This window comes from Desulfatiferula olefinivorans (assembly GCF_054657895.1).
This window is the reverse complement of sequence record NZ_BAAHXV010000001.1, coordinates 60770-84392: the sequence shown is the minus strand read 5'-3', so window position 1 is coordinate 84392 and position 23623 is coordinate 60770. Positions and strand designations below refer to the sequence as shown.

Genomic DNA, 23623 nt, shown 5'->3' with positions numbered 1-23623 from the left:
CAACCTTTTATTTTATCAGGGAGACACCCATGATTGTTGGTGAACAAAAACCCATAAAGGAAATCAAGGCCATGGTGGCCGGCTACCAAAAACTCCTGATCCTCGGCTGCGGGACCTGCGTCAAGACCTGCTTTGCCGGCGGTGAGGACGAAACCGCCGCCCTGGCCTCGGCCCTGCGCCTTTCCTTCCGGCAGGACGGCCTTGACATCCGCATCGCCGAAAAAACGGTGGAGCGCCAGTGCGAAAATGAATTTATCCGGGAGGCCGCTTCCGCCGTTGCCGAAAACGACGCCGTGCTCTCCCTGGCCTGCGGGGCCGGGGTCCAGGCCCTGGCACGGCGGTTCGGCGCCGTGCCCGTTTACCCCGGCCTTGACACGACCTTTCTCGGCGTCCAGGAACGGCAGGGCGTGTTCACCGAAGAATGCTCGGGCTGCGGTCACTGCGAGCTGGGGATTTTCGGCGGCATCTGCCCCGTCACCCGCTGCTCGAAAAAACTGCTGAACGGCCCCTGCGGGGGATCCCAGAGGGGCGTCTGCGAAATCAATCCCGACCTGCCCTGCGCCTGGCAGCTGATCATCGACCGTCTGGGCGTTCTGGGCCAGATGAACAACCTTCGAACCTACATTCCGCCGAAAAACTGGAAAACCAGCCTTTCCGGCGGACCGAGAAACGTCGTACGGGAGGACCATATTCTATGACACAGGCCATCAGCACACTGCATCAGACTTTTTTGAACGGCACCTTCGCCGTCACCGGTGAATGCGGCCCCCCCAGGGGGGCCGACACGGGCGTCATGACCCGGAAGGGCGACCTGCTCCGGGGCTGGGTCGACGCCGTCAACGTCACCGACAACCAGACCGCCATCGTGCGCATGTCCAGCATTGCCGCGTCCAAGCATCTTCTCGATATGGGGCTTGAACCGGTCATGCAGATGGTCTGCCGGGACCGGAACCGCATTGCCGTCCAGTCGGACATACTGGGTGCCTATTCCCTGGGCATCCGCAACATCCTCTGTCTGTCCGGAGACCACCAGAGCTTCGGCAGTCAGCCCGACGCCATGAACGTGTTCGACATCGACAGCATGAACCTGATCCGCACGGTACGGGACATGCGGGATCTGGGCCGGGACATGAGCGGCTTCGATCTCAAAGAGGCCCCCAAAATGTTCATCGGCGCGGCGGCCAACCCCTTTGCCGATCCCTTTGAATACCGGGTCCTTCGGCTGGCCAAGAAGATTGACGCGGGCGTGGATTTCATCCAGACCCAGTGCATCTACAACATGGACCGCTTTCGCAAATGGATCCACCTGTGCAAGGAAGAGGGCCTGACGGAAAAGGTCTACATCATGGGCGGGGTCACCCCCATCAAGACCGTGGGCATGGCCCGGTACATGAAAAACAAGGTGGCGGGCATGGACATTCCCGACGCGATCATCGACCGGGTGGCCGGGGTTCCCAAGGACAAACAGGCCGAAGAGGGTCTTGCGATCTGCATGGAAACCATTCAGGAACTCAAGGAGATGGACGGGGTCCACGGGGTTCACATCATGGCCATCGAATGGGAAGACCAGGTCGGACCGATCGTCAGGGGCGCCGGACTGAGACACTAAACACAGAGGGGACTCTATGCCTAAAAAATACCACATCCCAACCCGTCCGGCGCCGCCCCGGCTTTACCCCGTGGGTCGATACGCCACGGTGGAATTCCGGGAAGACTGCGCCGGAAGCTGCCGGGAATGCGTGAAGAAAAAATGCGTGTACAATATCTTCGCGGACAATTACCTGCACATGAGCACCATGGACGAGCCCGAATACCTGTACACATGCAACAGCTGTTTCCGCTGCGTCCAGGAATGCACCAAGGGCATCTTTTCCCGGGTGATCAATCCCGAATACCGCACCCTGGGGGATGCTTACTGGACGCCGTCCATCATCAACCGCACCTGGTACCAGGCCCACACCGGCGCCATCCCCGTGTCCGGGGCCGGTTACCGGGGGCCCTTTTCCGGGGAAGGCTTCGACGCCATGTGGACGGACATGAGCGAAATCGTCCGGCCCACCCGGGACGGCATCCACGGCCGGGAGTATATCAACACCATGATCGAACTGACCCGGCGTCCCCAGGGGCTCCGTTTCCATGACGACGGCAGTCTGGCCGTGGACGTGCCCGTCATCCGGGAGATACCCTATCCCATGATGTTCCAGCTCCATGACGATTACGGGATTCCCGATGAATGCGTGCGTCTGTCCATGGCCCGGGCGGCCCGGGCAACCGGCCAGATTTTTATCATCGATCCCGCGCTGATCACCGGTGAATTGAAGGACATGCCAGGCTGCCTGGCACCCCGGCTTACCGTGGACGCTCTGGACCGGCATCGCGATCTGATCGCCGCCTGTCCCATGGTCGAAATCGCTTACGGTGACGGGCTTGCCGATGCCATCCGGACGATCAGGCTCATCAACCCTGCCGCCGTCATCGGAATCCGGGCACCCTTAGACGACCGGGCGCCGATGATCGCCACGGCCATGGCCGATCTGGGCGCGGATGTGGTTCATTTTGCCGGCAGCCACCATGGGAAGGACGTCTCTGCGGATGAACCCCGCCACCTGAAAGACGCCATCCGCGACGTCCATCTGGCCCTGGTCGACCATGGGGCCCGTCTGAAAGTAAACCTTCTGTTCTCCGGCGGGATCGCCATGGCCGAGCATGTGGTCAAGGCCATCATCTGCGGCGCCGACGGCGTGGTCATCGACGCCCCCCTGCTGCTGGCCCTGGAATGCCGCCTGTGCGGACGATGCCTGTCGGGTCTCTCGTGCAGCGGCAAACTCGATCAGGTGGACCCCGAGTTCGGCAAAACCCGGATCATGAACCTGATGGCCGCCTGGCGAAATCAGATTCTGGAAGTGCTCGGGGCCATGGGCCTTCGGGAAGTCCGGCGTCTGCGCGGTGAGGTGGGCCGCTCCATGTGGTTCGAGGATCTGGAACGGGAAAGTTTCGGCCCGATCTTCGGAGAACGGAAAGTACCCTGACGTCGACATGGACGTCACTTAATACAGGAAGGACCTATGACCGAAAACACACAAGCGTTTCAACTCCCCGAGGCCGTGGAAACACCCTCGCGGTTTCGCAACACCATCGGAAAATATGTGGTCCGGCGCAACGCGAACTGCATTTCCTGCGGACTCTGCGCCCGGCTCTGCCCCCATGGGGTGCATCCGCGATACGAGAACTATGCCAAGCCCCTTCGGCCGGTCAGCCACAAATGCATCGGCCACGCCTGCCGGGACACGGATCACTACTGCATCAGCCGGTGCCCCCAAAACGCCCTGTCCCTCAAGCTCAACCCGCTTCTCGACACCCTGGGAGACTACCGCTGGACCGCCGAAATGCTGCTCGGTCATTTCGCCATGGCCGAAACCGGGGATCTGCCCCATGTGGACCTGGAGTACAATCTGGGCGCGTCGGGGGGCGGCTTCGACAAGATAAGGTTCCGCCGGCCCGATCCGGCCGCTGCCATCGATGTGCCCGATACAGTGATGGACACCAGCATCGAACTCAACAAAACCGGCGACGACCGCCCGCGCAGGACCATTTCCATTCCCTGCTACGGCGGGGGCATGAGTTACGGGTCCACGGCCCTGCCCGTCATCGTGGGCCGGGCCCGGGCCGCCAAACGCCTGAACACCCTGACCTGCACGGGCGAAGGCGGCTATCCGCCGGAATTTCTGCCCTACAAGGACCATGTGATCACCCAGGTGGCCACCGGCCTGTTCGGCGTTCGGGAGGAAACCATCAAGCATTGTCCGGTGGTGGAATTCAAGTACGCCCAGGGGGCCAAGCCCGGTCTGGGCGGCCACCTGCTCGGGGAGAAGGTCACCGAGGCCGTGGCCGCCATGCGTGAAACCGTGGTGGGCAGCTCCCTGTTCTCGCCCTTTCCCTTCCACAGCGTGTATTCGGTGGAAGATCACAAGAAGCACGTGGACTGGATGAAAGAGATCAATCACAATGTGCTGGTGTCGGTCAAGGTGTCCACCCCCACCGACGTGGACATGGTGGCCGTGGGCGCCTATTACGCCGGCGCCCACATCATTCACATCGACGGCAGTTACGGCGGCACCGGCGCGGCACCGGACATCGCCAAGAAAAACATCGCCATGCCCATCGAATACGCCATTCCCAAGGTCCACAACTTCCTCGTTCAGGAAGGGGCCCGGGACAAGATCACCCTCATCGCCAGCGGCGGGATCCGAAACGGTTTGGACGTGGCCAAGGCCATCGCCCTGGGCGCCGACGGCGTGGTCATCGGCACGGCGGAAATCGTGGCGCTGGAGTGCGTGCGCTGCAGCAACTGCGAGAGCGGAAGGGGCTGCGCCCGGGGCATCGCCACCACGGACCCTGAACTGGGCTACATGACCACGGAAGAATACTGCGAGCAGCGCATCGTCAACATGTACCTGGCCTGGCGCAAACAGTGGTGCGACCTGCTCCGCAGCTTCGGCATGACCAGCATCCGGGAACTGGTGGGCCGGTCGGACCTTCTGGTCCATCTGGACTACCTGGACGCCAGGGAACGGGCCGCCTATCCGGCGGCGCCCGATCACAGTATCGTTCTTTGATTCAAATACAAGGTGAAACGATTATGAATAATAACCAGCACACTATCATTGACCGGCTTCTGGCGTCCCGGGCCCATCTCCCCCACATCGCAGCCCCCACGGCCAAGTGCGACGAGGAAGGGGGCTGTGGCGTCACCGGCTTCATGTGTTCCATCCCCGTGGCCGGACGCCATATTTACGAACCCTCGGTTCAGATGCACAACCGGGGCAACGGCAAGGGCGGCGGCATCGCGGCCGTGGGCCTGTCCGCCGAAAGTCTGGGGGTCAGCCGGGAGATCCTGGACGACCACTACCTGCTTCAGGTGGCCCTGATCGACCCCTCGATCAGGGAGGACCTGGAGAGCCGCTTCATCACCCCCGTCTTCGATGTCCACACCTGCGGCATGATACCGACCCTGGACGATCACACCGCCATCGGCCTCGAGGTGAAACCGCCCGATGTCTGCCGGTATTTCGTCCGGGTGAAACCCGACGTCCTGTCGGCGTTCATCGACAAACACGGCCTTTCCGGCATGGATCCACGCAGGGCCGAGGATGAATGCGTCAGCCAAAACAGCTGGATGCTCAACCATACCTACTACGCCTCCCTGGGCGACAAACAGGCCTTCGTGCTCTGCCACGGCCGGAATCTGATGATTCTCAAGGTGGTGGGCTATGCGGAACAGGCCACCCAGTATTACTGCCTGGACGATGTCAAGGCCCACGGCTGGATCGCCCATCAGCGCTACCCCACCCGGGGACGACTCTGGCATCCCGGCGGGGCCCATCCCTTTTCGGGCATGCACGAAGCCCTGGTCCACAACGGCGACTTCGCCAACTACCACGCCGTCAGCGAGTACCTGAAGCAGTACAAGATTCATCCCCAGTTTCTCACGGATACCGAGGTTTCCGTCCATCTTCTGGATTTATACAACCGGATTTTCGGCTATCCCCTGGAGTACATCATCGAAGCCATCGCCCCCACCGGGGAATACGATTTCGACAGCCTGTCTCCGGAAAAGCAGCACATCTACCGTCACATCCAGAGTCAGCACACCGCCGGATCGCCGGACGGGCCCTGGTTTTTCATCATCGCCCGGAACGATCCTTACGCGAATTTTCTCCAGCTGATCGGCATCACGGACACGGCCATGCTGCGGCCCCAGGTGTTTGCCCTGCTCGAAAGGGATGAGGTCCAAATCGGCCTGGTCTGCTCGGAAAAACAGGCCATCGACGCCACCTTGCAAAATCTTTCCAAGGAAGACCCGAGGTTCTGTCCCGTGGCGGATAAATACTGGAACGCCCGGGGGGGCAGCGCCACCGACGGCGGGGCCTTCACCTTCACCTTGAGGGATGCGGGCCGGGGAGACGGGTCCAAGGTGCTGACCACCGAAAACAAATTCGGTGAGCGGATTACCCTGGCCCCGGGCCGAAAACACTTGGATCTCACCCGGCCGCTCCCCGAAGCCCCGGACAGGGAGGAGATCCTTGCGGCGGTTGAGGCCCATCTGGCCTCGAATAGGGACGCCCTGAGAACCTTTAGCCTGTCCCGGATCACCGGCTGGGGCTTTGAAAGCCTATGCTGTTTTCTCGATGCGGTGGTCAAAGGGTCCGGCCAAAGCCCCGCGGCCACGGCAGGGGCCATCGATCTGCTGACCTTTTTGAGCGATCGAAAACTCGATACGGGCCACAAGAAACCCGGTTCGGTGACCGACCGTATCCGCACCGCACTGACGCAGATCTTCATGGCCTTTCCCCGCCTGACCGACCCGGGCGACAGCCTGTACCGTTTGATCGACTGGGAGAGCCGGGACACGATCCGGGCGCCGCAAGGCCAGGAAGCCGTACTGGTCGTCAATGCCCGGGACTTTGAACCCGAAGGGCCAGACTGTGATTCCCGTCTGATGAACCGGGCCTTCACCCTGGGCTGGAAACGCTTCATCTGTTTCGGATACAAGGGCCAGCGGTTCACCGGCTGCGGCTTCGGGCCGAAAACCGATGACGTCAGAATCGATGTGTACGACAGCTCCGGCGATTATGCGGCCTCGGGCATCGACGGGCTGACCCTCCACATTCACGGCAACGCCCAGGACCAACTCGGCCAGATCATGAAAAACGGCAAACTGGTGATCCACGGAGACGTGGGTCAGACCTTCATGTACGGGGCCAAGGGGGGGGAGGTCTACGTGCTGGGCAATGCGGCGGGCCGCCCGTTGATCAACGCCACGGGGCACCCCCGGGTGGTGATCAACGGGACGTGCCTGGACTATCTGGCCGAATCCTTCATGGCCGGTGATCCCTTAAACGGCGGCGGATTCGTGATCCTGAACGGCATGGCCTACGACGAGTTCGGCGTTCTGAAGCCCCAGGCCACGCCCTATCCCGGCTCCAACCTGTTTTCCCTGGCGTCCGGCGGGGCCATCTACATGCGCGATCCCCATCGCCGGATCGTTGACGAACAGCTGAACGGCGGACGGTTCGCCGCGCTCACCGAGGCGGACTGGGCCCTGATCCGTCCTTATCTGCAAGAAAACCAGCGTCTGTTCGACATCCGCATCGACGAGGATCTTCTGACCGTCGACGGACAAAAACGATCCTACGCCGACGTGTACATCAAGGTCGAAGCGGCAGCCAACGCCGCCCTGACCGCCAAAAAAGCGAGCTGACCGGAAAGGACCACCCGGCCAACGAACGGGTGGTCCTTTTCCCTGGCACGGGACGCCCCTGACCATTTTTCCAACCCGGCTTGACAGGGAACCGATCACTGCACATATTATGGGCCTTATCAATCTCTTCCAAAAGGAGAAGTACATGAAAATTGTTGAAAACGGCCTGTTTGTCAGTGTGGCCTACACAGGAACCCTGGCCAACGGGGACGTGTTCGATTCCAGCGAAGGTCGCGAACCCCTGGAAATTAAGATGGGTGCCGGGCAACTTATTCGGGGGTTTGAGTCGGCCCTGTTGGGCATGACCCTCAACGAGAAAAAGACCTTCACCCTCCAGCCCGGCGAGGCCTACGGCGATCGGAACGACGATCACATGCATGCCTTCGACCGCAGCGAGGTGCCGCCCGAAATGAATCCCGAGGAGGGCCAGACCATCGTGCTCACCACGCCGGACGGACAGCAGATTCCCGCCCACATCGTCGAAGTGACCGATGAGGCCGTGGTGGTAGACCTGAATCATCCCCTGGCCGGCGAAGCCCTGACCTTCGACATCGAGGTGGTGGGCATCAGCGACACGGCCACCCAGTCCCACGACGGTTGCGGCTGCGGGTGCAGCTGTGATTCGGATGGGTGCGGAGGCTGTTAAACAATCGGTTTCTCACCAATCAGGCGGCGCGTTTCGATGGAAACGCGCCGTTTTTTTTGGTTTTTTGAACACAATCCACCAAACGCGTAGCGGCTTCGAAAAACGTTCGAGGTCAAGGCTTGCGAAGCCGTAAGGAATGAGGCGTACTAAGGGTACGCCGCTGTGACGAGGGCTGACGCGTAACGCAGACATCGGGCGTTTTTCAAAGCCGTCACACGGCAGGATGCCAGGCGATACTGTCGAGGGTCACGTTCTGTTTCCGATAGTGGTCCACGATATCCCGGAGACGGGCCACGGTGGATTCGTAGGCGGCGGCGCTATGGATAAAACCGGATCGTCCCCCGCCTGAATGGGATGAAAAAAATCCAAGCACGCCGGATTTCACGTAAAGGGTGAACCTCTCGATGCGTCCGTCGGCCTGACGCGCTCTGATATCGGCCAGCTTGATGCCGTCGGATAAGAGGCCCAGCCAGGCTTCGAAGTCCCCGTGACCCAGCACGATCTTGTCGGAAAAACGAGGATTTTTCGCGGCGTACAGCAGGACGGCCAGATCGTCCCTGGCATCGCAAAACACCGTGGGCCGATCGGTCCGGGCAAACAGGTGAAGGGCCTTGATGGAAAAGGCGGCCGCCTCTCCGTCTCCCACCGCGTGGCTGTACCGCCAGTCCACACCCAGGCCCTGGGACCGCAGGGCGTCAAACAGACCCAAAAGGCCCAGATCGCTGAAACTGCCTTGTGAAAAGTACAGCAGGCCCTCCGGTGAAAGCAGGCGACGGCAGGCGGCGACGAAGTCGTTCAACGGCTCACGGCCCGTAAAGGACGACGGATCGACGGCGGCGCACAGATGGGGCCTTCCGTCTCCGGGGCTCAGCAACAGGTTCAACGCCCCCAGACCCAGGACCAGGTCGAAGCGTTCCGGCGTCGACGACCCGGCCAGATCGGCGTAGGAGGCTTTTTGATAGTGTACGTTGGCAAGGCCAAGGGTGCGGGCCCAGGTCCGGCCCACGGAAAGGGCCTTGTCGGACCGGTCAAAAACCGTGAACCGGGCCTCGGGATACCGTTGGGCCAGCCACAAACAGACAATGCCTGGGCCGCCGCCCACGTCGGCAGCCTGTTCAATGTATCGGGGAAAGCCGGGCAGATCGGTGACGGTCATCAGAAGCTGGGTCAGCCGGGGCCGGTCCGCCGCCAGAAATTTCCCGGCGATGGCGGGGTTGGTGAAAAACAGATCGACCATGGCCTTACCCATGGGATCACTCAGATCGGCCGGGCCGATGGGCCTGCCGGTCACCGCCGCTATTTCCCGATGCAGCGCCTGCCGGTACTCCGGCGTCTCCACGCCCGCGCCGGATCCGATTCCCAGCTCATCCAGAAACGCCCTCACCGCCGCCATCCGTCGTTCAAGATCCATCCGTCAACCCCTTTCCTTTCATTTCGGGACTCGTCGCTTCCTTATTAACCGAACCTGTCCGGAAACACAACGGCGGGATAAAAGCGGATTAAAGAGAAACGCCCCATCCCCAAGATGGAAGCCCTGTTTTTTCTGGCCAAAGAACTGTGACGGTTGTATGGTCAGGCCATAACCCATGGGTTGAAAGGACGATAATGAACGGGTGGTGCGGACGCATACTGATTATTGATCTTGACACAAAAAGCTGGGCCTTTGAAACCCCGGAGCCGTCGGTGTATCATACCTGGATCGGGGGGCGGGGGCTTGCGGGCCGTTATCTGAACGATCAGGTCACCCGAAACTGGGATGATCCGGCCATGCCGCTGTTGTTTTTTACCGGGCCCCTGGTGGGCACCGCCTCGCCCACCTCGGGACGGATGACGGTGATGAGCCGGTCTCCGCTGACCGGTGCCGTGGGCGACGCCTCGGTGGGCGGCGCCCTGGGCGTGATGATGAAAAAGGCCGGAATCGACGGGGTGATCATCCGGGGCAGAAGCGATACACTCTGCGGCATCGAGATTTCAGCCGACGGACCGGTCTTCGTCGATGCGCGGCCCCTTGCGGGATACTCGGTCGGCGCGACCTTCGACCGCCTTTCCCCTCGGGCCGCTTCGGCGGTGATCGGTCCGGCGGCGGAGCACGGGGTGTTGTTTTCCAGCATCATCGTCGACCGGCATTTTGCCGCGGGTCGGACCGGGATCGGCCTGGTCATGGCCTCCAAAAACATCAAATACCTGAGCGTCCGCGGCCGGGGACGCATCCCGGTCTATGACGCCGAGGCCCTGTCCCGGGCCAGGGAGGACATCGTCCGGCTGGTGTCGGCCTCCCCGGCCCTGTCCGGCCCCTTCGGTCTGTCCCGGTTCGGCACCGGGGCTCTGTACGACCTGATGGACAGTCGGCGGATGATGCCCACGGACAATTTTCGGAAAACCCGGTTCGACCCGGCAAAGACCATGAACGCCGTGACGTTCAACGCCGCCTATGCGCCCAAAAGCAAGGGCTGCCGGGGTTGCGCCATCCAGTGTAAAAAAGTGGCCCAAGACGGACGGGCCATGCCCGAATTCGAAACCCTGTCCCACTTTTCTGCCCTTTTGTCCAACACGGACAAGGAAACGGTGATGGCCGCGAACCAGCTGTGCAACGATCTGGGCATGGACACCATTTCGGCGGCGGCCACCCTGTCCTGCTTTGCGGAAATTCAGGGCCGGACCCTGTCGCCCGGTGAGATTCTGACCCTGCTCGAGGACATCGGCCGGGGCCGGGGCGACGGCCGTGCCCTGGGCCAGGGTTCGGCCCGTTACGCCCGCAGCATGGGACGGCCCGAAACCTCGATCAGCGTGAAATCCCAGGAACTGTCGGCCTACGATCCCCGGGGCGCCCTGGGCATGGCCCTGTCCTTTGCCGTGTCCACCCGGGGGGCCTGCCATCTGAGGGCCTATCCCATCAGCCATGAAATCCTTCGAAAACCTGTGGCCACGGATCGTTTCTCCTTTGCGGGCAAGGCACGGATGATCAAGATCGGCGAAGACATCAACGCTGCGGCCGACTCCCTGACCGCCTGCAAATTTATTTTCTTTGCCGCCACCCTGGAGGAATACGCACGGGTCTTTGAGGCGGTGACCGGCCTTGCCGCCACCGGACAGGACCTTCTGGCCGTGGGGGCAAGGATCTGCAAAAACGAGCGGGCCATGAACCGGGCCAACGGCTTCACCGACGCCGACGATGACCTGCCCCGACGTTTTTTTACGGAACCGGGAACCTCAGGGCCGGGCGTGACGGTGAACCCCATTGACCGGGACGCCTTTCTCAGGGCCCGGGCCGCCTATTACAAAATCCGGGGGGAATAGATGGACACGATCTTCACGGATTTCGAAAACCGCCTGACCGCCGCAGGACTGATCGACCCGGGCGGGGTGCTGATGGGGTTTCTCGATGACGACATCGCCTGGAACCGTTTATCTCCGGACCGGGACCTGGCCCTGCGCCTGTTTGACGGCCTGTCCGTCAATTCGCTGATGATCGCCCGGCCCGCCGAACCCTACGCCGGCATCCTCGATTACCTGGCAAAAACGGCCGGGGGGGTCATCGTGCCCCGGGACTGCGAAACCCGGACCTTTCTCCACGACCTGCCCGTGGCCGATGCCGATGATCCGGACCGGATCATTGCCCTGCTTCGGCGACGCAAAAGCGCCATCGTGCCGGGCCGGGGCGTGGTCACCTACGGCACCGTCAGCCTGGAGCAGGCCTTCGTGACCCTTTCCTCGGTCTGCTTCGCCGCCTTCGTCAAATTTTTCTCCGATTACCTGGCCGCCCGGAAAACAGGGCGGACGGGCCGGAGCTTTGTCCGCGCCTTCGATCAGGCCTGCGCCATGCTGCCCGCCCCGTCGCCGTTTAAAGGCCCTCTGGCCCAGGGCCCCTTCACCGCCGAGGCCCAGGTGCTTGCGGCCATGGACGAGGCGGGCAAGCAAACGGTCGAACGGCGCCTGGTGGATTCCTATTTCGGAAACATCTCCTATCGCCTGGGCGATGTGCTGTACATCAGCCAGACCGGCAGTTCTCTGGACCGGCTGCCCGGCTGCGTCGACCCCTGCCCCCTGGACGGCTCGTCCTGCGCCGCCCTGACCGCCTCCAGCGAGCTGTCGGCCCATCTGGGCATCCTTTCATCCACGGGCCACCGGGCCATTCTCCACGGCCACCCCCGGTTTGCCGTGATCCTGTCCATGGACTGCGAGATAAAAGACTGTACCCCGGGCGACGCCTGTTACCGGACCTGCCCCCACCCCCGGTCGGTTTCGGGCATCCCCATCGTCCCCGGCGAGGTGGGCACCGGCCCCTTTGGTCTCTGCAACACCGTGCCGCCGGCCCTTTCGGGCAAGGACGGCGTCATCGTCTACGGGCACGGCCTGTTCTGCACCGCCGAAAACGATTTCAACCAGGCCCTCGCCCACCTGACGGCCATTGAAAACACCTGCCGGGAGCTGTACTTCAAGCGGCTCTGAGCACCGTTACCCAACGTTCTTCGGGGTCTATGTCATTATTTGTTTACAAATGTATTCGATTTGGATAATCTGTTTTCAACGGGTCGACGGGAAACGGATTCCGATCCCCCAAACAGACCCTTACCGTCCAACTTATATATACAGGTGATTCATGACCAGCAAAACCGTACCCATCAGCGTCCGGATATCCCATGAAGACGCCGAGTTTCTGAGCCGCCTGACCATCGGCGGGGCCGGCACACCCAGCGACAAGCTGCGGGCCATCATCCGGGAGCAGCGGCAACGTCAATCGACGACGACGGATTACCCGGGGTGTTTTCAGACGATCCAGACCCTCATGGCCCCGGTCATCGAGGCCGTCCGTCAGGCTGAAAACGAGCAGGGAATCCATTCGGAGCTGATCTTTCGGGCCTTTGACTGGTTTCCGGATCTGATCGCCTGTGTGATGTCCTCCCTGCCCGAGTCCCCGAACGCCCCCGCCGCCGCGGATCTGGGCGAATTGGAGAAAAACGTGGCCGAACGCCTGTTCCGTATCATGGAATCGGTGCTTCAAATGGGAACAAATCGCTGGAATCACTGCTACAATCCACAACAGATGGAAAAACGGTCACGCCCCCTGCTTGATCTGGCCGCTCTGGTCAGGCAGCTGGAAGACCGAAACAACGCTTAGGGTCCCGGACCGCCTGAAAGGCGCCGGGATACACTCGGGATATCCAAAACAAGGAGTCGCCACATGAAGGAAACACTTATCGGACGCATTGGACGAATCATCAGCGCGAGTTTCAGTTCTCTGGTCGGGGCCATGGAAGACGCGGTTCCCGAAGCCGTCATGGAGCAGGCCATCATGGAAATCGACGAGGCCATCGACGAGGTCCGCATCGAACTGGGCAAGATCGTGGCCAACAAACATCTTGCAAATTCCCGCCTGATGGAAGAAAACAGAAAACATGAAGACCTTTCCGAAAAGATCGAACTGGCCGTATCCCAGGGCCGTGACGATCTGGCGGAAACGGCCATCGCCCGGCAGCTGGACATCGAAGCCCAGATCCCTGTCCTCGAATCCACCATTGCCGATTGCGGCATTCGTGAAAAGGAACTGGAAGGCTATATCTCCGCCCTGCAGGCCAAAAAACGACAGATGAAGGACGACCTGAGCCTGTATCGCAGCGCCCAGGCCGAAGCCGGACAGCCCCCGTCGACAACGGCCGCGGGCTCGGCCCGTAACAATTCCGCCGAAGCTCGGGTGGCCCGGGCCGAGTCCGCGTTTGAACGGGTCATGGAAAAAGCCGCCGGCGTTCCTCTGGGAACCCGGTCCGGAACACTGAAAGACGAGACCAACATGGCCGAGCTTGAGGCCATGGCGCGAAAAAACCGAATCCATGAACGGCTTTTGTCCATCAAAGGAAAAAACAAAGGATAAACGGGGATGATTGATTTTCTGGTGATCCGGCAAAACCTGCCGTTTACCGTATCCATCGGTCTGATGGTCCTGATCGCCCTGATCGAGGGGATGGGCAGCGTCGTGGGTTTCGGCCTGTCGGACTTCCTCGATTCCCTGGTCCCCGATCTGGACTGGGATGTGGACGCCCCGGATCTGGACGCCCATTCGGGACTCACACACCTTCTTGGCTGGCTGCACATCGGCAGGGTGCCGGTGATGGTTCTGGTGATTCTGTTTCTGACCGGCTTCGGACTCACCGGTCTGATCATCCAGATGCTGGCGAACCATGTGACCGGCCGTGTCCTTCCCGGGACGATCGCATCGGTCCTTGCCGTTACGGCGACCCTGCCCCAGATCCGGGTGTTCGGCCGGATCATCGCCCGGGTGATGCCCCAGGATGAAACCGCCGCGATGTCCGAGGCCGGCTACATCGGCCGGACGGCCACCATCGTCATCGGCACGGCCCGGGCAGGCAGCCCGGCCCAGGCCAAGTTCACCGATCGGCACGGAACCACCCACTACCTGATGGTCGAGCCCGATGTGGACGGTGCGACCTTCAAGCAGGGTCAATCGGTGCTGATCGTCAACCGGGACCGGGCCGTATACAAGGTCATCGAAGACACGCTTCCCGGGGGCTCCGGTCAATCGCAAACGCGGGATGATCGCTGAAACGATGTGACCTAAATCCTGATTTACACGTCAAATGCTTGTCGCGCGGCGGTGCCCGTCCTGGGCGTTGTCCGCTATTACCCTCAATCATCAATCTGGAGGATACGTTTTATGGAAGGAGTGACCGGAATTCTTTTTATTGCGGGGGTCTCGGCCATCTGTCTGATCGCCGTCATCATTTTTATCTCCAAGCTCTACACACGGTCGTCCAAGGAGATTTCCTTCGTGCGGACCGGGGCCGGGGGCCAGAAGGTCATCATGAACGGCGGCGCCCTGGTGCTGCCGGTGTTTCAGGAAATCATTCCGGTCAACATGAACACCCTGAGGCTGGAGGTCCAGCGGTCCAACGACCAGGCCCTGATCACCCGGGACCGCATGCGCGTGGACGTGACCGCCGAGTTCTACGTCCGGGTCAAGCCCTCCGAGGAGGCCATCGCCAACGCGGCCCAGACCCTGGGTATGAAAACCATGGAGCCCAATGAGCTCAAACGGCTGGTCGAAGGCAAATTCGTCGATGCCCTGCGGGCCGTGGCGGCGGAAATGGCCATGATCGAGCTTCACGAGCAGCGGGTGGATTTCGTCCAGAAAGTCCAGCAGGCCGTCTCCGAGGATCTTTTAAAAAACGGACTGGAACTTGAATCGGTATCGCTGACGGGACTGGACCAGACCAGCAAGGAATTTTTCAATCCGGACAACGCCTTCGACGCCGAGGGTCTGACCAAGCTCACCGAGGAAATTCAGGCCAGACGCCGTAAGCGCAATGAAATCGAACAGGACACCGAGGTGGCCGTGGCGACCAAGAACCTGGAAGCCGAACGGATGAAACTCGAAATCCGCCGGGAAGAGGAATACGCCCGCATGCAGCAGGAGCGGGAAATCGAGATCCGCCGGGCCGAACAGAATTCCGAGATTGCCAAAAAACAGGCGGAAAAACAGCGGGAGGCCGACCAGGCGAAAATCCTGGCCGAGCAGCAGGTGGCCACCGCCAAGATCGAGGCCGAACGGGCCGTGGAAGAAGGGCGCATCGAAAAGGAACAGCGGCTCAAGGAGAAGGACATCACCCGGGCCAGGGCGGTTGAGACGGCTGAAATCGAGCAGAAAAAATCCGTGGAGCTGTCCGAACAGGACCGGGCCATCGCCATTGCCGAAAAATCCAAGGAGAAATCCGAGGCCCAGGCCGAGGCGGATCGGGCCCGGGCCCTGGCCGTCAAGGAAGAGGAGGCGGTGGCCACGGTGCGTGACACCGAAATCGCCGAACGAAAGAAAGCCGTGGAACTGGTCGAAGCCCGTCAAGCGGCCGAACGGGACGCCATCCGGATCAAGGTGGCGGCCGACGCCGAAAAACAGGCGGCCCTGGACAGGGCCGAGGCGGTGAAGATCGCGGCCCAGGCCGAGGCCGATGCGGAGATCGTCAAGGCCCAGGCCGCCGAAAAGAGTTACGCCGTCGAGGCCGCCGGGAAACGGCTGCTCAACGAGGCCGACAACATCCTGTCCGAAAGCCAGGTGGCCATGCAGATCCGCATGGCCCTGATCAAGTACCTGCCGGATATCATTCGTGAAAGCGTCAAACCCATGGAGCGGATCGAGGGCATCAAGATCATCCAGGTGAACGGCCTGACCGGCGGCAGCCATGGGGCGGGCGGCGAGGGTGACGCGCCGCCCGCCGCCAACCTGTCCGATCAGCTGGTGAACAGCGCCCTCCGTTACCGGGGCCAGGCCCCTCTCCTGGATTCCCTGCTGGCGGACATCGGTCTCAAAGGCGGCGACATCAACGGCCTGACCCGCGAGATCCTGCCCAAAAAAGACGGCGATGTTTCCGAAGAATCCTGAGTGATCCGGGCCGGGCGGTTATCCCGTCCGGCCGGACATATCGTTCAGGACGGGGCGCCGTCTGAAAGGGCCATCACCGCATCGATTTCGATCAGGGCGCCCAGGGGCAGGGCCGAGACCTGGACCGTGGCCCGGGCCGGAGGGCAGTCGGTGAAATAGCTTGCGTAGACCGCGTTGACGGATTGAAACAGGCCCAGGTCGGTCAGGTAGATCGTGGTCTTGACCACCCGGGACAGATCGCCGCCGGCGGCCGTGCAGACGGCCCGGATGTTTTGGAGCACCCGGTGGGTCTGGGCGCCGATGTCGCCGTCGACCAGAGCGCCGGTTTCAGGATCGATGGGGATCTGGCCGGAGATGAAGACCAGACTCCCCGTACAGACGGCCTGGGAATAGGGGCCGATGGCCCGGGGCGCGTCCGCTGTGCTGATGGGGCGGATCATAATGCCTCCGTGTCAATAGAATCTGTGGGCCTGAAGACCCCGCTATCCAGGGTCACCCGACCTTCGGCGATCAGCCGGGCCAGGTTTTCCTCGGCCATATGCCGCTCGAAAATGTTCTGGATGGTCCGATCGAGAAACTTGTTGTGGTAAAGGGGAGAAACCGCCACGAGGTCCTCCAGCGTTTTCCCCTGCCCCAGGCAGCGGAAAAATTCCCTTTTTTGACGGTCGAAGGCGGCGAGAAAGGCGTTGAATGCCTCGCCGGCGTCACCCTCGATGGGCGGCCGGTGGGACGAGCAGACGCGTTTGTAAGGCAGAGCCATCACCCGCCGGACCCCGTCCATGAACAGCTCGACCTTTCCGGACGGATTGCCGTACCAGGGGCCGAATCCCGAAAAATCGATGTCCGTGGTGATCAGGGTGCCGGACACATGGTCGAGAAAACAGTAGTGGTCCTCGTGGTGGCCGGGCACGTGGACGGCCTCGATCCGGGCCGTGCCGATATCAAAAATGTCGCCGTGGCCGTAGCGCCGGTCCGGACGGCGCAGGGGGACGATGCCGAAGGGCTTGCCGATGACCTCGACCCAGTGACGGCCCGCCTCGGCCGAGCCGGTGTACCAGGCGCCCAGAGTCTCCAGATCGTCCACGGCCTCCGGGGTTTCCCGGGGCAGAAAAAGCGCCCGGTCGCCGAGCACGTGAAGGCTCCTTATATGATCCGGATGGCAATGGGAGATGACCAGGATGTCGATATGAAACAGATCGTCCACCTCCCGTATCAGCGCATCGCCCAGCCCGGCGTCGATCAGAAGGGTGTCCCGGCCTTTGAACACAAAGCCGTGGCAGTAGGGGAAGCGGCCCTGCTCGGGGGCTTCGACAAAGAACACATGCTCGGTTAATCTGTGAACGGCGGGGTGATTCATCTACATTTTTCCGTATTGCTTGAGTTTCTTGTGCAGGGTTTTACGGGTGATACCCAGACGCCGTGCCGCTTCGCTCTTGTTGCCGTCCACCGAATCCAGGGTGCTTAAAATCACATTCTTTTCCACGTCCTCCAGGGTCATGTCGGCGGAAAACGGCAGGGAGCCGGCCGGAGCGTCCGGCCTGTCCGGCTCCGCACCCTTGATGGCAAGAAAATTGTCCGCGTCCAGATAGGCGCCCTGGCAGAGCACCACGGCACGTTCCACGGCGTTCATCAGCTCACGGACGTTGCCCGGCCAGGGATGGCGGATCAGGACATCCATGGCCTGGGGCGTGAACCCGCTGACCGTTTTGCGGTTCTTTTCGGCGAACATGTCCAGGTAGCGCTGGGCGATCAGGGGAATGTCGTCCGTGCGCTCCCGCAAGGGCGGCAGATAAAGATCCACCACGTTGAGTCGATAGTAAAGGTCTTCCCGGAATTCGCCCCGGGCCACCAGCTCGACCAGATTCTTGTTGGTGGCGGCAATCAGGCGCACATCCACCTTGATCACGTCCTCACCGCCCACCCGGGTCAACTCCCGTTCCTGAAGCACCCGAAGCAGTTTGACCTGCATGGACAGGGGCATTTCACTAACCTCGTCGAGGAAAAGGCTGCCCCCGTCGGCCTGGACGAATTTGCCTTCCTTTTTCTTGTGGGCCCCGGTGAAGGCGCCCTTTTCATGGCCGAACAGCTCGGATTCAAGCAGGGTCTCGGTGAGGGCCGCACAGTTGATCTTCACAAAGGGCGCGTCCTTGCGGGGGCTGTTGTAATGGGTGGCCCCGGCGATCAGTTCCTTGCCCGTCCCCGATTCCCCGGTGATCAGCACCGTGGCCTCGGACTGGGCCACCTGGGCCACGGTTTCCAGCAGCTTGACCATGGCCGGGCTTCGGCCGATGATGTTCTGACGGTCGAACTGGTTTTCCAGGCTGATTTTGAGCAACCGGTTTTCTTCCTTGAGATCGAAATGATCCGTGGCCCGCTTGATGGTCAGCTTGAGTTTTTCGAAGTCGAGGGGCTTGGTCAGGTAATCGTAGGCCCCGTTTTTCAGGGCGTCCACGGCGGTCTCGATGGACGAATAGGCGGTCATGATGATCACGGGAATGGCCGGATTGAAGGCCTTGATTTTTTCCATGGCCTCGAGACCCGATACCTTGATCATGCGCACATCCATCAGGACCAGGTCGTAGGCCCGTTCCTGGACCCGGTCGACGGCGATCTGGCCGTCGTCGGCCTCGGTAATGTCGTAGCCCCAGCCTGTGAGCAGGGTGGCCAGCATGGTGCGGTGGGCCGTGTCGTCGTCGACCACCAGAAGGGAATGTCGTTTACGGCTGTTCATGGGAATCCTTTTTCTGCGGCAGGGAAAGGGTGATGACGGTCCCCTGGCCGGGGCGGCTTTCGATGCCGATGTCGCCGCCGTGAGCTTCGACAATGTTGTGGGAAATCGCCAGCCCCAGACCCGTGCCTGAGCTTTTCGTGGTGAAATAGGGGTCGAAGATATGGTCCAGGTCCTCGGCGGAGATGCCGTGGCCGGTGTCGCTGATCCGGATCATCAGGGCGGGCTTGCCGCAGTCCGGCGCAAAGACCCGGACCGTCAGCTCGCCGCCGTCTTCCATGGCCTCGACGGCGTTGATGAAAAGATTCAGCAGCACCTGGCTGATCCGGTCCGGATCGAACAGGGCCGTGTCGATGTCCGGATCGATGGTGCAGGAGACCGTCACCCGGCTGTCCGCAGTCCGCCGTTCGATCAGTTTGAGGGCGGTTTCCATGAACGGCCGGACCGCGACCGTCCGGGGCGCCAGGGCCACCGGCCGGGCGAACTCCAGCAGCTGCCCAACCACCCGGTTCAGCCGATCCACTTCCTGAATCATGATGTCGGAAATCTGCCGGTCTTCCGGAACGGTGCTGTACCGTTCCTTGAAATAGGTGGCGAAACCCTTGATGGAACTCAGGGGGTTCCGGATTTCATGGGCCACCCCGGCGGCCAGCTTGCCCACCGAGGCCAGACGGTGGCTGCGCTCCACCTCGCTTTTCAGGGCTTTTTCCTCGGTGAGGTCCTTGAACAGGCAGATGGTTCCCGCGATACCGTTCTCCTGGTCCTTGAGCAGGGCGGCGCTGAGTTCCAGGGGCAGATGCCGCCCGTCGGGCAGGATGCAGGTGATTTCCCGGTCGAGGATGTCCTGGTCCCGGCCCAGCTGATCCAGGCGTTCGACCATTTCCTTCGGAAGAACCTCGGCCGCGGGCCTGCCTTCGCTGGTGGAGTCTATGTTCAAAATGGTCTTGGCCACCTGATTGAGGGAGACCACGGACCGGATGTGATCCAGGGCGATCAGCCCCACGGGCATGTTTTCGACCACGGTGTTCGAAAAGACCTTGATGCGTTTGAGCGAGCTTCGGGTGCTGCGGTATCCCTGGACCATGAACAGAAAAATAATGCCCGAAATGCCGGTGAGCAGCAGAATCACCCCGGTGATGATGGCGTCCCTGAAATAGATTTTGCGCATTTCGTCCACCGAATCCATGTCCAGGGCCACCACGATGATTTTTTCGGGCGCGGTCAGATCCAGAATGCCCTTGCGTCCCATGGACTGATTGAAAAACGAAAGGATGGACCCGGGGTGGGGCAGGCCCGAGGGAGAAAATTTCCGAAACACCACAAAGGTCCGTTTGCCTTCGGGGGAGACGACGATCTGCTTGTACAGATTGTTGGAGTCGGCGATTTTCTGGAGATCGACCTTCTTGTTGTGGCTGAACAGATTGAGCATGACACCGGTGTACATGTAATTGCTGTGGGCGATGATGGTCCCGTTGGTGTCGGCCACCAGAAGATAGTCGATATCCGGCTGCTGGGCCGTTTCGAACAGCAGCTTCTGCAACTCGCGGATTTCCCCCGGGCCGCCGGTAATCCCGATGCGCGTGCCGGCCTCGAAGGAACGGATCAGGGCGGCCCCCTTTTCCCCCAGAAGAATTTCGGTGTTTTTTTCCTGACGCCGGATGTTGTCGATGGTGATGAAGGCAAAAATCGGGGTCAGGATCAGCAGGGTCCCCACAAAAACCAGGGCAGGCACTTCATTCCATATTTTTCCGGGGCGCTTCTTCGGGGTCATCATCATCCCTCACTCACTTTGCAAAACAGATGCCCATGGATCCGTTTATTGTCAACAACTTGAAAACACAGCCTTTTAATTTAATCGATCCCGCTTTGCCGGCCAAGCTGGATACAAATAACCCACATGGATACGGGTTCCGGTGTCGGATGTGGATCGAAAGTATCCATGATCCGTCCCGGACTTTCAAGAAAAAAACGGTGACCGATACGCCACACCCGAACTAAATACAATATTTAATTATAAATTTCAAATAGATACAAATTTAACATTCCATCACCGTACAAGCCGGCACACCGAATGCATTGGGATAATGTCACCATCGCGTCATCACGGTTCTTTCACATCACCCGGGAACGACAGTCGACGGTAAACGTTTGTAAGTCTCCTCTCCTCCAACCGGGGACGATACCGGGATAGGGCATTCAATGAAAACGGCAGGCCCTGTCCCGGTTGACCTCCCCCAGGGACCGGAAAAAACGTTTTGTGAAGCAAGCAGAAGTACCATTCACAAACGAAACCATAGCAAGACCTTTTCTTCATCCACTCTCCTTTCAAACGGGCACGTCGCGGGTGGGAGCCTTCGGGTTTCCGCCCGCGATCCGCTTGGAGGAATCACACGATCATCCGCATGAATCACGATTCATGCCGACGATGTTATGGCACTCTCACCCCCCCTTGCCATGACCCCAGGCCCTGCCCTCACCGGCAGGGCCTTTTTTTTGTCTGAAACCGGCAGGTGGGTCCTTTGTATCCGGATTTTCCGGCGGTATCCAGGGCGCAAGCGCCAATCCGGGTAAAACGGTTACAGACCCCGGTCGATTTCAGAGGAATCCAGGGAGCGCGAAGCGGAATTCATGATATTATTTCATTTAACTTCAATTGGTTATATAAATTATTCATACTATTGGCACCACCTTTGCTTTAGAGATTCTCGACTTCGTGTCACACATTCCTTTCTCATTCTCCTTTCAAACGGGCACTGTAAGCCGGGACGGTTTCCCAAACCGTTCCGGCTTCACCCGTTCGGATGACAACCGCCCCTGACCGCATCCTTTGCATTGACGTCCTGCCGCCACAGACCGAACCGGGTAAAAAATAGCCGGCTGTATCTTTTTGGGAAGAACCATGGGTAAAAAATATCCATTCCGCTTGATGCCCCGGCACGGCAAAGCCCGAAACCGGGCCTTTACGATCCGGAAAACCGTCTTATTTTATAGGCCTGAAACAAATTCGCCCTGACCGCCCTTGGTCGGCACAGGCTTTGCTATCCGATTATTCCATTGACTTCACGACAGACAAGGAGACCTTATGGCACACAGACATGCACGTGAACACGCATCCGTTCTTCGTTCCCGGATAACCGCCCTGGCCCTGATGCTGGCCCTGTCTCTTCCGGCAGCGGTCCGGGCCGACAGCCCCCCCATGATCCCTGCGGATTTCACCGCCATCGCCGAAACGCTCAGCCCCGCCGTGGTCAACATCTCCACGGAAAAAACCGTCAACGGCGGCGGCCGTGTTTTCCGGCATTTCCAGAAAAACCCCTTCGGCAACGAGGACCCGATGAACGATCTGTTCGAGCGGTTCTTCGGCAACCAGCCCCAGCAGGAATTCAAACAGCGCAGTCTGGGTTCGGGCTTCATCATCGATCGGGACGGCTATATCGTCACCAACAACCATGTGGTCGAAAATACCGACCAGATCAAGGTCATTCTCAAGGACGGCAAGGAATACGAGGCCAAAATCATCGGCACCGATAAAAACACCGACCTGGCCCTGATCAAGATCGACCCCGATGAAACCCTGACCGTTCTCGAACTCGGCGATTCCGATGAACTCAAGGTCGGCCGCTGGGTGGTGGCCATCGGCAATCCCTTCGGCCTGGGCCATACGGTCACGGCAGGAATCGTCAGCGCCAAGGGGCGGGTCATCGGCTCCGGGCCCTACGACGACTTCATCCAGACCGACACCTCCATCAACCCCGGCAACAGCGGGGGCCCCCTGATCGATCTGGACGGCCGGGTGGTGGGCATCAACACGGCCATCATTCAGAGCGGCCAGGGCATCGGCTTCGCCATTCCCGCGAACCTGGCCCGGAACATCATCGCCCAGCTCAAGGAAAGCGGCAACGTCACCCGGGGGTGGATGGGGGTTTCCATCCAGGGTATCACCCAGGACATCGCTGATTATTACGGCCTGAAAGACAAAAAAGGCGTTCTGGTCATGGAGGTGTTCCCCGGCGACCCCGCCGACGAGGCGGGCATCGAGGCCAAGGACATCATCCTCCGCGTCGACGGCAAGGAGGTGTCGGACAGCCGGGACCTGACCACCATCGTGGCGGGAATCCGGGTCGATAAAAAGGTCAAGGTCACGGTGCTGCGTGACGGCAAGGAAAAGGTCTTTGACGTGAAAATCGCCAAGCGCGACGATCAGAGTACGGCGGCCCGGGGCGGAGCGACCGAGGATCCGGCCGACCTGGGTCTTTCCGTGTCGGAGATCACGCCGGAGATCGAGCGGCGGTACAATGTCAAGGCCGCCGACGGCCTGTTCATCACGGCCGTGGCTCCGGGCAGCAAGGCGGCGCGGGCCGGTCTTGTGCCCGGCGACATGATCGATGAAGTCAACCGGAAACCCGTCCGCTCTGTTGCGGATTTCCGCGCCGCCGTCAAACAAGTCAAGACCGGCGACGTGATCACCCTGGCCGTGATCAGCCCGCGCATGGGTCTGAAGATCGTCAAGATCACCCGATAGGAACGGCATCCCGGCGCAGGGCCTCCTGTGCCGGAATGAACGCCTTAAATCACCAAATAAAAAAAGCCGCTTCGCCT

At 60.7% G+C, this 23623-nt stretch carries 18 protein-coding genes; 13 read left to right on the top strand and 5 right to left on the bottom strand.

The genetic code is table 11. The annotated features are described in order from the left end of the window. Positions 1–29 precede the first annotated feature (29 nt). The 6 genes from ACYQ11_RS00325 to ACYQ11_RS00300 all read left to right on the top strand — a co-directional run bounded on the left by ACYQ11_RS00325 (position 30) and on the right by ACYQ11_RS00300 (position 7907). Entirely contained in the window at positions 30–698 is a 669-nt protein-coding gene (locus ACYQ11_RS00325) for a methylenetetrahydrofolate reductase C-terminal domain-containing protein (protein ID WP_459921738.1), read from the top strand. Continuing rightward, positions 695–1609 carry a methylenetetrahydrofolate reductase gene (locus ACYQ11_RS00320; RefSeq protein ID WP_459921737.1) on the top strand — a complete coding sequence of 305 codons (915 nt, stop codon included), beginning with the start codon at positions 695–697 and terminating at the stop codon, positions 1607–1609. The genes ACYQ11_RS00325 and ACYQ11_RS00320 overlap by 4 nt, the downstream gene beginning before the upstream one ends. Positions 1610–1625: 16 nt before the next feature. Next, a complete protein-coding gene (locus ACYQ11_RS00315; protein WP_459921736.1) occupies positions 1626–3029 on the top strand; it encodes a glutamate synthase-related protein in 1404 nt (467 codons plus the stop codon). A 36-nt stretch (positions 3030–3065) separates the two neighbouring features. Beyond that, positions 3066–4616 carry a glutamate synthase-related protein gene (locus tag ACYQ11_RS00310; protein WP_459921735.1) on the top strand — a complete coding sequence of 517 codons (1551 nt, stop codon included), beginning with the start codon at positions 3066–3068 and terminating at the stop codon, positions 4614–4616. A gap of 23 nt (positions 4617–4639) precedes the next feature. Next, entirely contained in the window at positions 4640–7261 is a 2622-nt protein-coding gene (locus ACYQ11_RS00305; protein ID WP_459921734.1) for a GltB/FmdC/FwdC-like GXGXG domain-containing protein, read from the top strand. Between the two features lie 145 nt (positions 7262–7406). Next, complete coding sequence (locus ACYQ11_RS00300) at positions 7407–7907, top strand: FKBP-type peptidyl-prolyl cis-trans isomerase (RefSeq protein WP_459921733.1); 501 nt, start codon at positions 7407–7409, stop codon at positions 7905–7907. Between the two features lie 211 nt (positions 7908–8118). Here ACYQ11_RS00300 and ACYQ11_RS00295 read toward each other — a convergent pair whose 3' ends face one another. Further along, entirely contained in the window at positions 8119–9318 is a 1200-nt protein-coding gene (locus ACYQ11_RS00295) for a methyltransferase domain-containing protein (protein ID WP_459921732.1), read from the bottom strand. Between the two features lie 194 nt (positions 9319–9512). Between ACYQ11_RS00295 and ACYQ11_RS00290 the strand changes: the two genes are divergently transcribed. From ACYQ11_RS00290 to ACYQ11_RS00265, 6 genes are all read left to right on the top strand, one after another. Beyond that, positions 9513–11204 carry an aldehyde ferredoxin oxidoreductase family protein gene (locus ACYQ11_RS00290; protein ID WP_459921731.1) on the top strand — a complete coding sequence of 564 codons (1692 nt, stop codon included), beginning with the start codon at positions 9513–9515 and terminating at the stop codon, positions 11202–11204. After that, positions 11205–12356 (top strand): class II aldolase/adducin family protein, encoded by a 1152-nt coding sequence (locus tag ACYQ11_RS00285; RefSeq protein ID WP_459921730.1) that lies wholly within the window; start codon positions 11205–11207, stop codon positions 12354–12356. Between the two features lie 151 nt (positions 12357–12507). Then, on the top strand, positions 12508–13026 hold the full coding sequence (locus tag ACYQ11_RS00280; RefSeq protein ID WP_459921729.1) for a hypothetical protein: 519 nt from the start codon (positions 12508–12510) through the stop codon (positions 13024–13026). Between the two features lie 63 nt (positions 13027–13089). Next, positions 13090–13776, top strand: a complete 687-nt coding sequence (locus tag ACYQ11_RS00275; RefSeq protein ID WP_459921728.1) for a PspA/IM30 family protein — start codon at positions 13090–13092, stop codon at positions 13774–13776. A 6-nt stretch (positions 13777–13782) separates the two neighbouring features. After that, positions 13783–14466, top strand: a complete 684-nt coding sequence (locus ACYQ11_RS00270; protein WP_459921727.1) for a YqiJ family protein — start codon at positions 13783–13785, stop codon at positions 14464–14466. Between the two features lie 111 nt (positions 14467–14577). Continuing rightward, positions 14578–16296, top strand: a complete 1719-nt coding sequence (locus ACYQ11_RS00265) for a flotillin family protein (RefSeq protein WP_459921726.1) — start codon at positions 14578–14580, stop codon at positions 16294–16296. A 44-nt stretch (positions 16297–16340) separates the two neighbouring features. Here ACYQ11_RS00265 and ACYQ11_RS00260 read toward each other — a convergent pair whose 3' ends face one another. Genes ACYQ11_RS00260 through ACYQ11_RS00245 form a run of 4 tightly spaced genes read right to left on the bottom strand, consistent with a single transcriptional unit; the run spans position 16341 to position 20801 of the window. Further along, on the bottom strand, positions 16341–16736 hold the full coding sequence (locus tag ACYQ11_RS00260) for a RidA family protein (RefSeq protein ID WP_459921725.1): 396 nt from the start codon (positions 16734–16736) through the stop codon (positions 16341–16343). After that, positions 16733–17653, bottom strand: a complete 921-nt coding sequence (locus ACYQ11_RS00255; protein WP_459921724.1) for an MBL fold metallo-hydrolase — start codon at positions 17651–17653, stop codon at positions 16733–16735. Before ACYQ11_RS00255 ends, ACYQ11_RS00260 begins: the two co-directional genes overlap by 4 nt. Further along, a complete protein-coding gene (locus ACYQ11_RS00250) occupies positions 17654–19027 on the bottom strand; it encodes a sigma-54-dependent transcriptional regulator (RefSeq protein ID WP_459921723.1) in 1374 nt (457 codons plus the stop codon). Next, positions 19014–20801, bottom strand: a complete 1788-nt coding sequence (locus tag ACYQ11_RS00245) for an ATP-binding protein (protein WP_459921722.1) — start codon at positions 20799–20801, stop codon at positions 19014–19016. Before ACYQ11_RS00245 ends, ACYQ11_RS00250 begins: the two co-directional genes overlap by 14 nt. A 1305-nt stretch (positions 20802–22106) precedes the next feature. Between ACYQ11_RS00245 and ACYQ11_RS00240 the strand changes: the two genes are divergently transcribed. Continuing rightward, positions 22107–23546 carry a DegQ family serine endoprotease gene (locus ACYQ11_RS00240; protein ID WP_459921721.1) on the top strand — a complete coding sequence of 480 codons (1440 nt, stop codon included), beginning with the start codon at positions 22107–22109 and terminating at the stop codon, positions 23544–23546. The last annotated feature ends 77 nt before the right edge of the window (positions 23547–23623 follow it).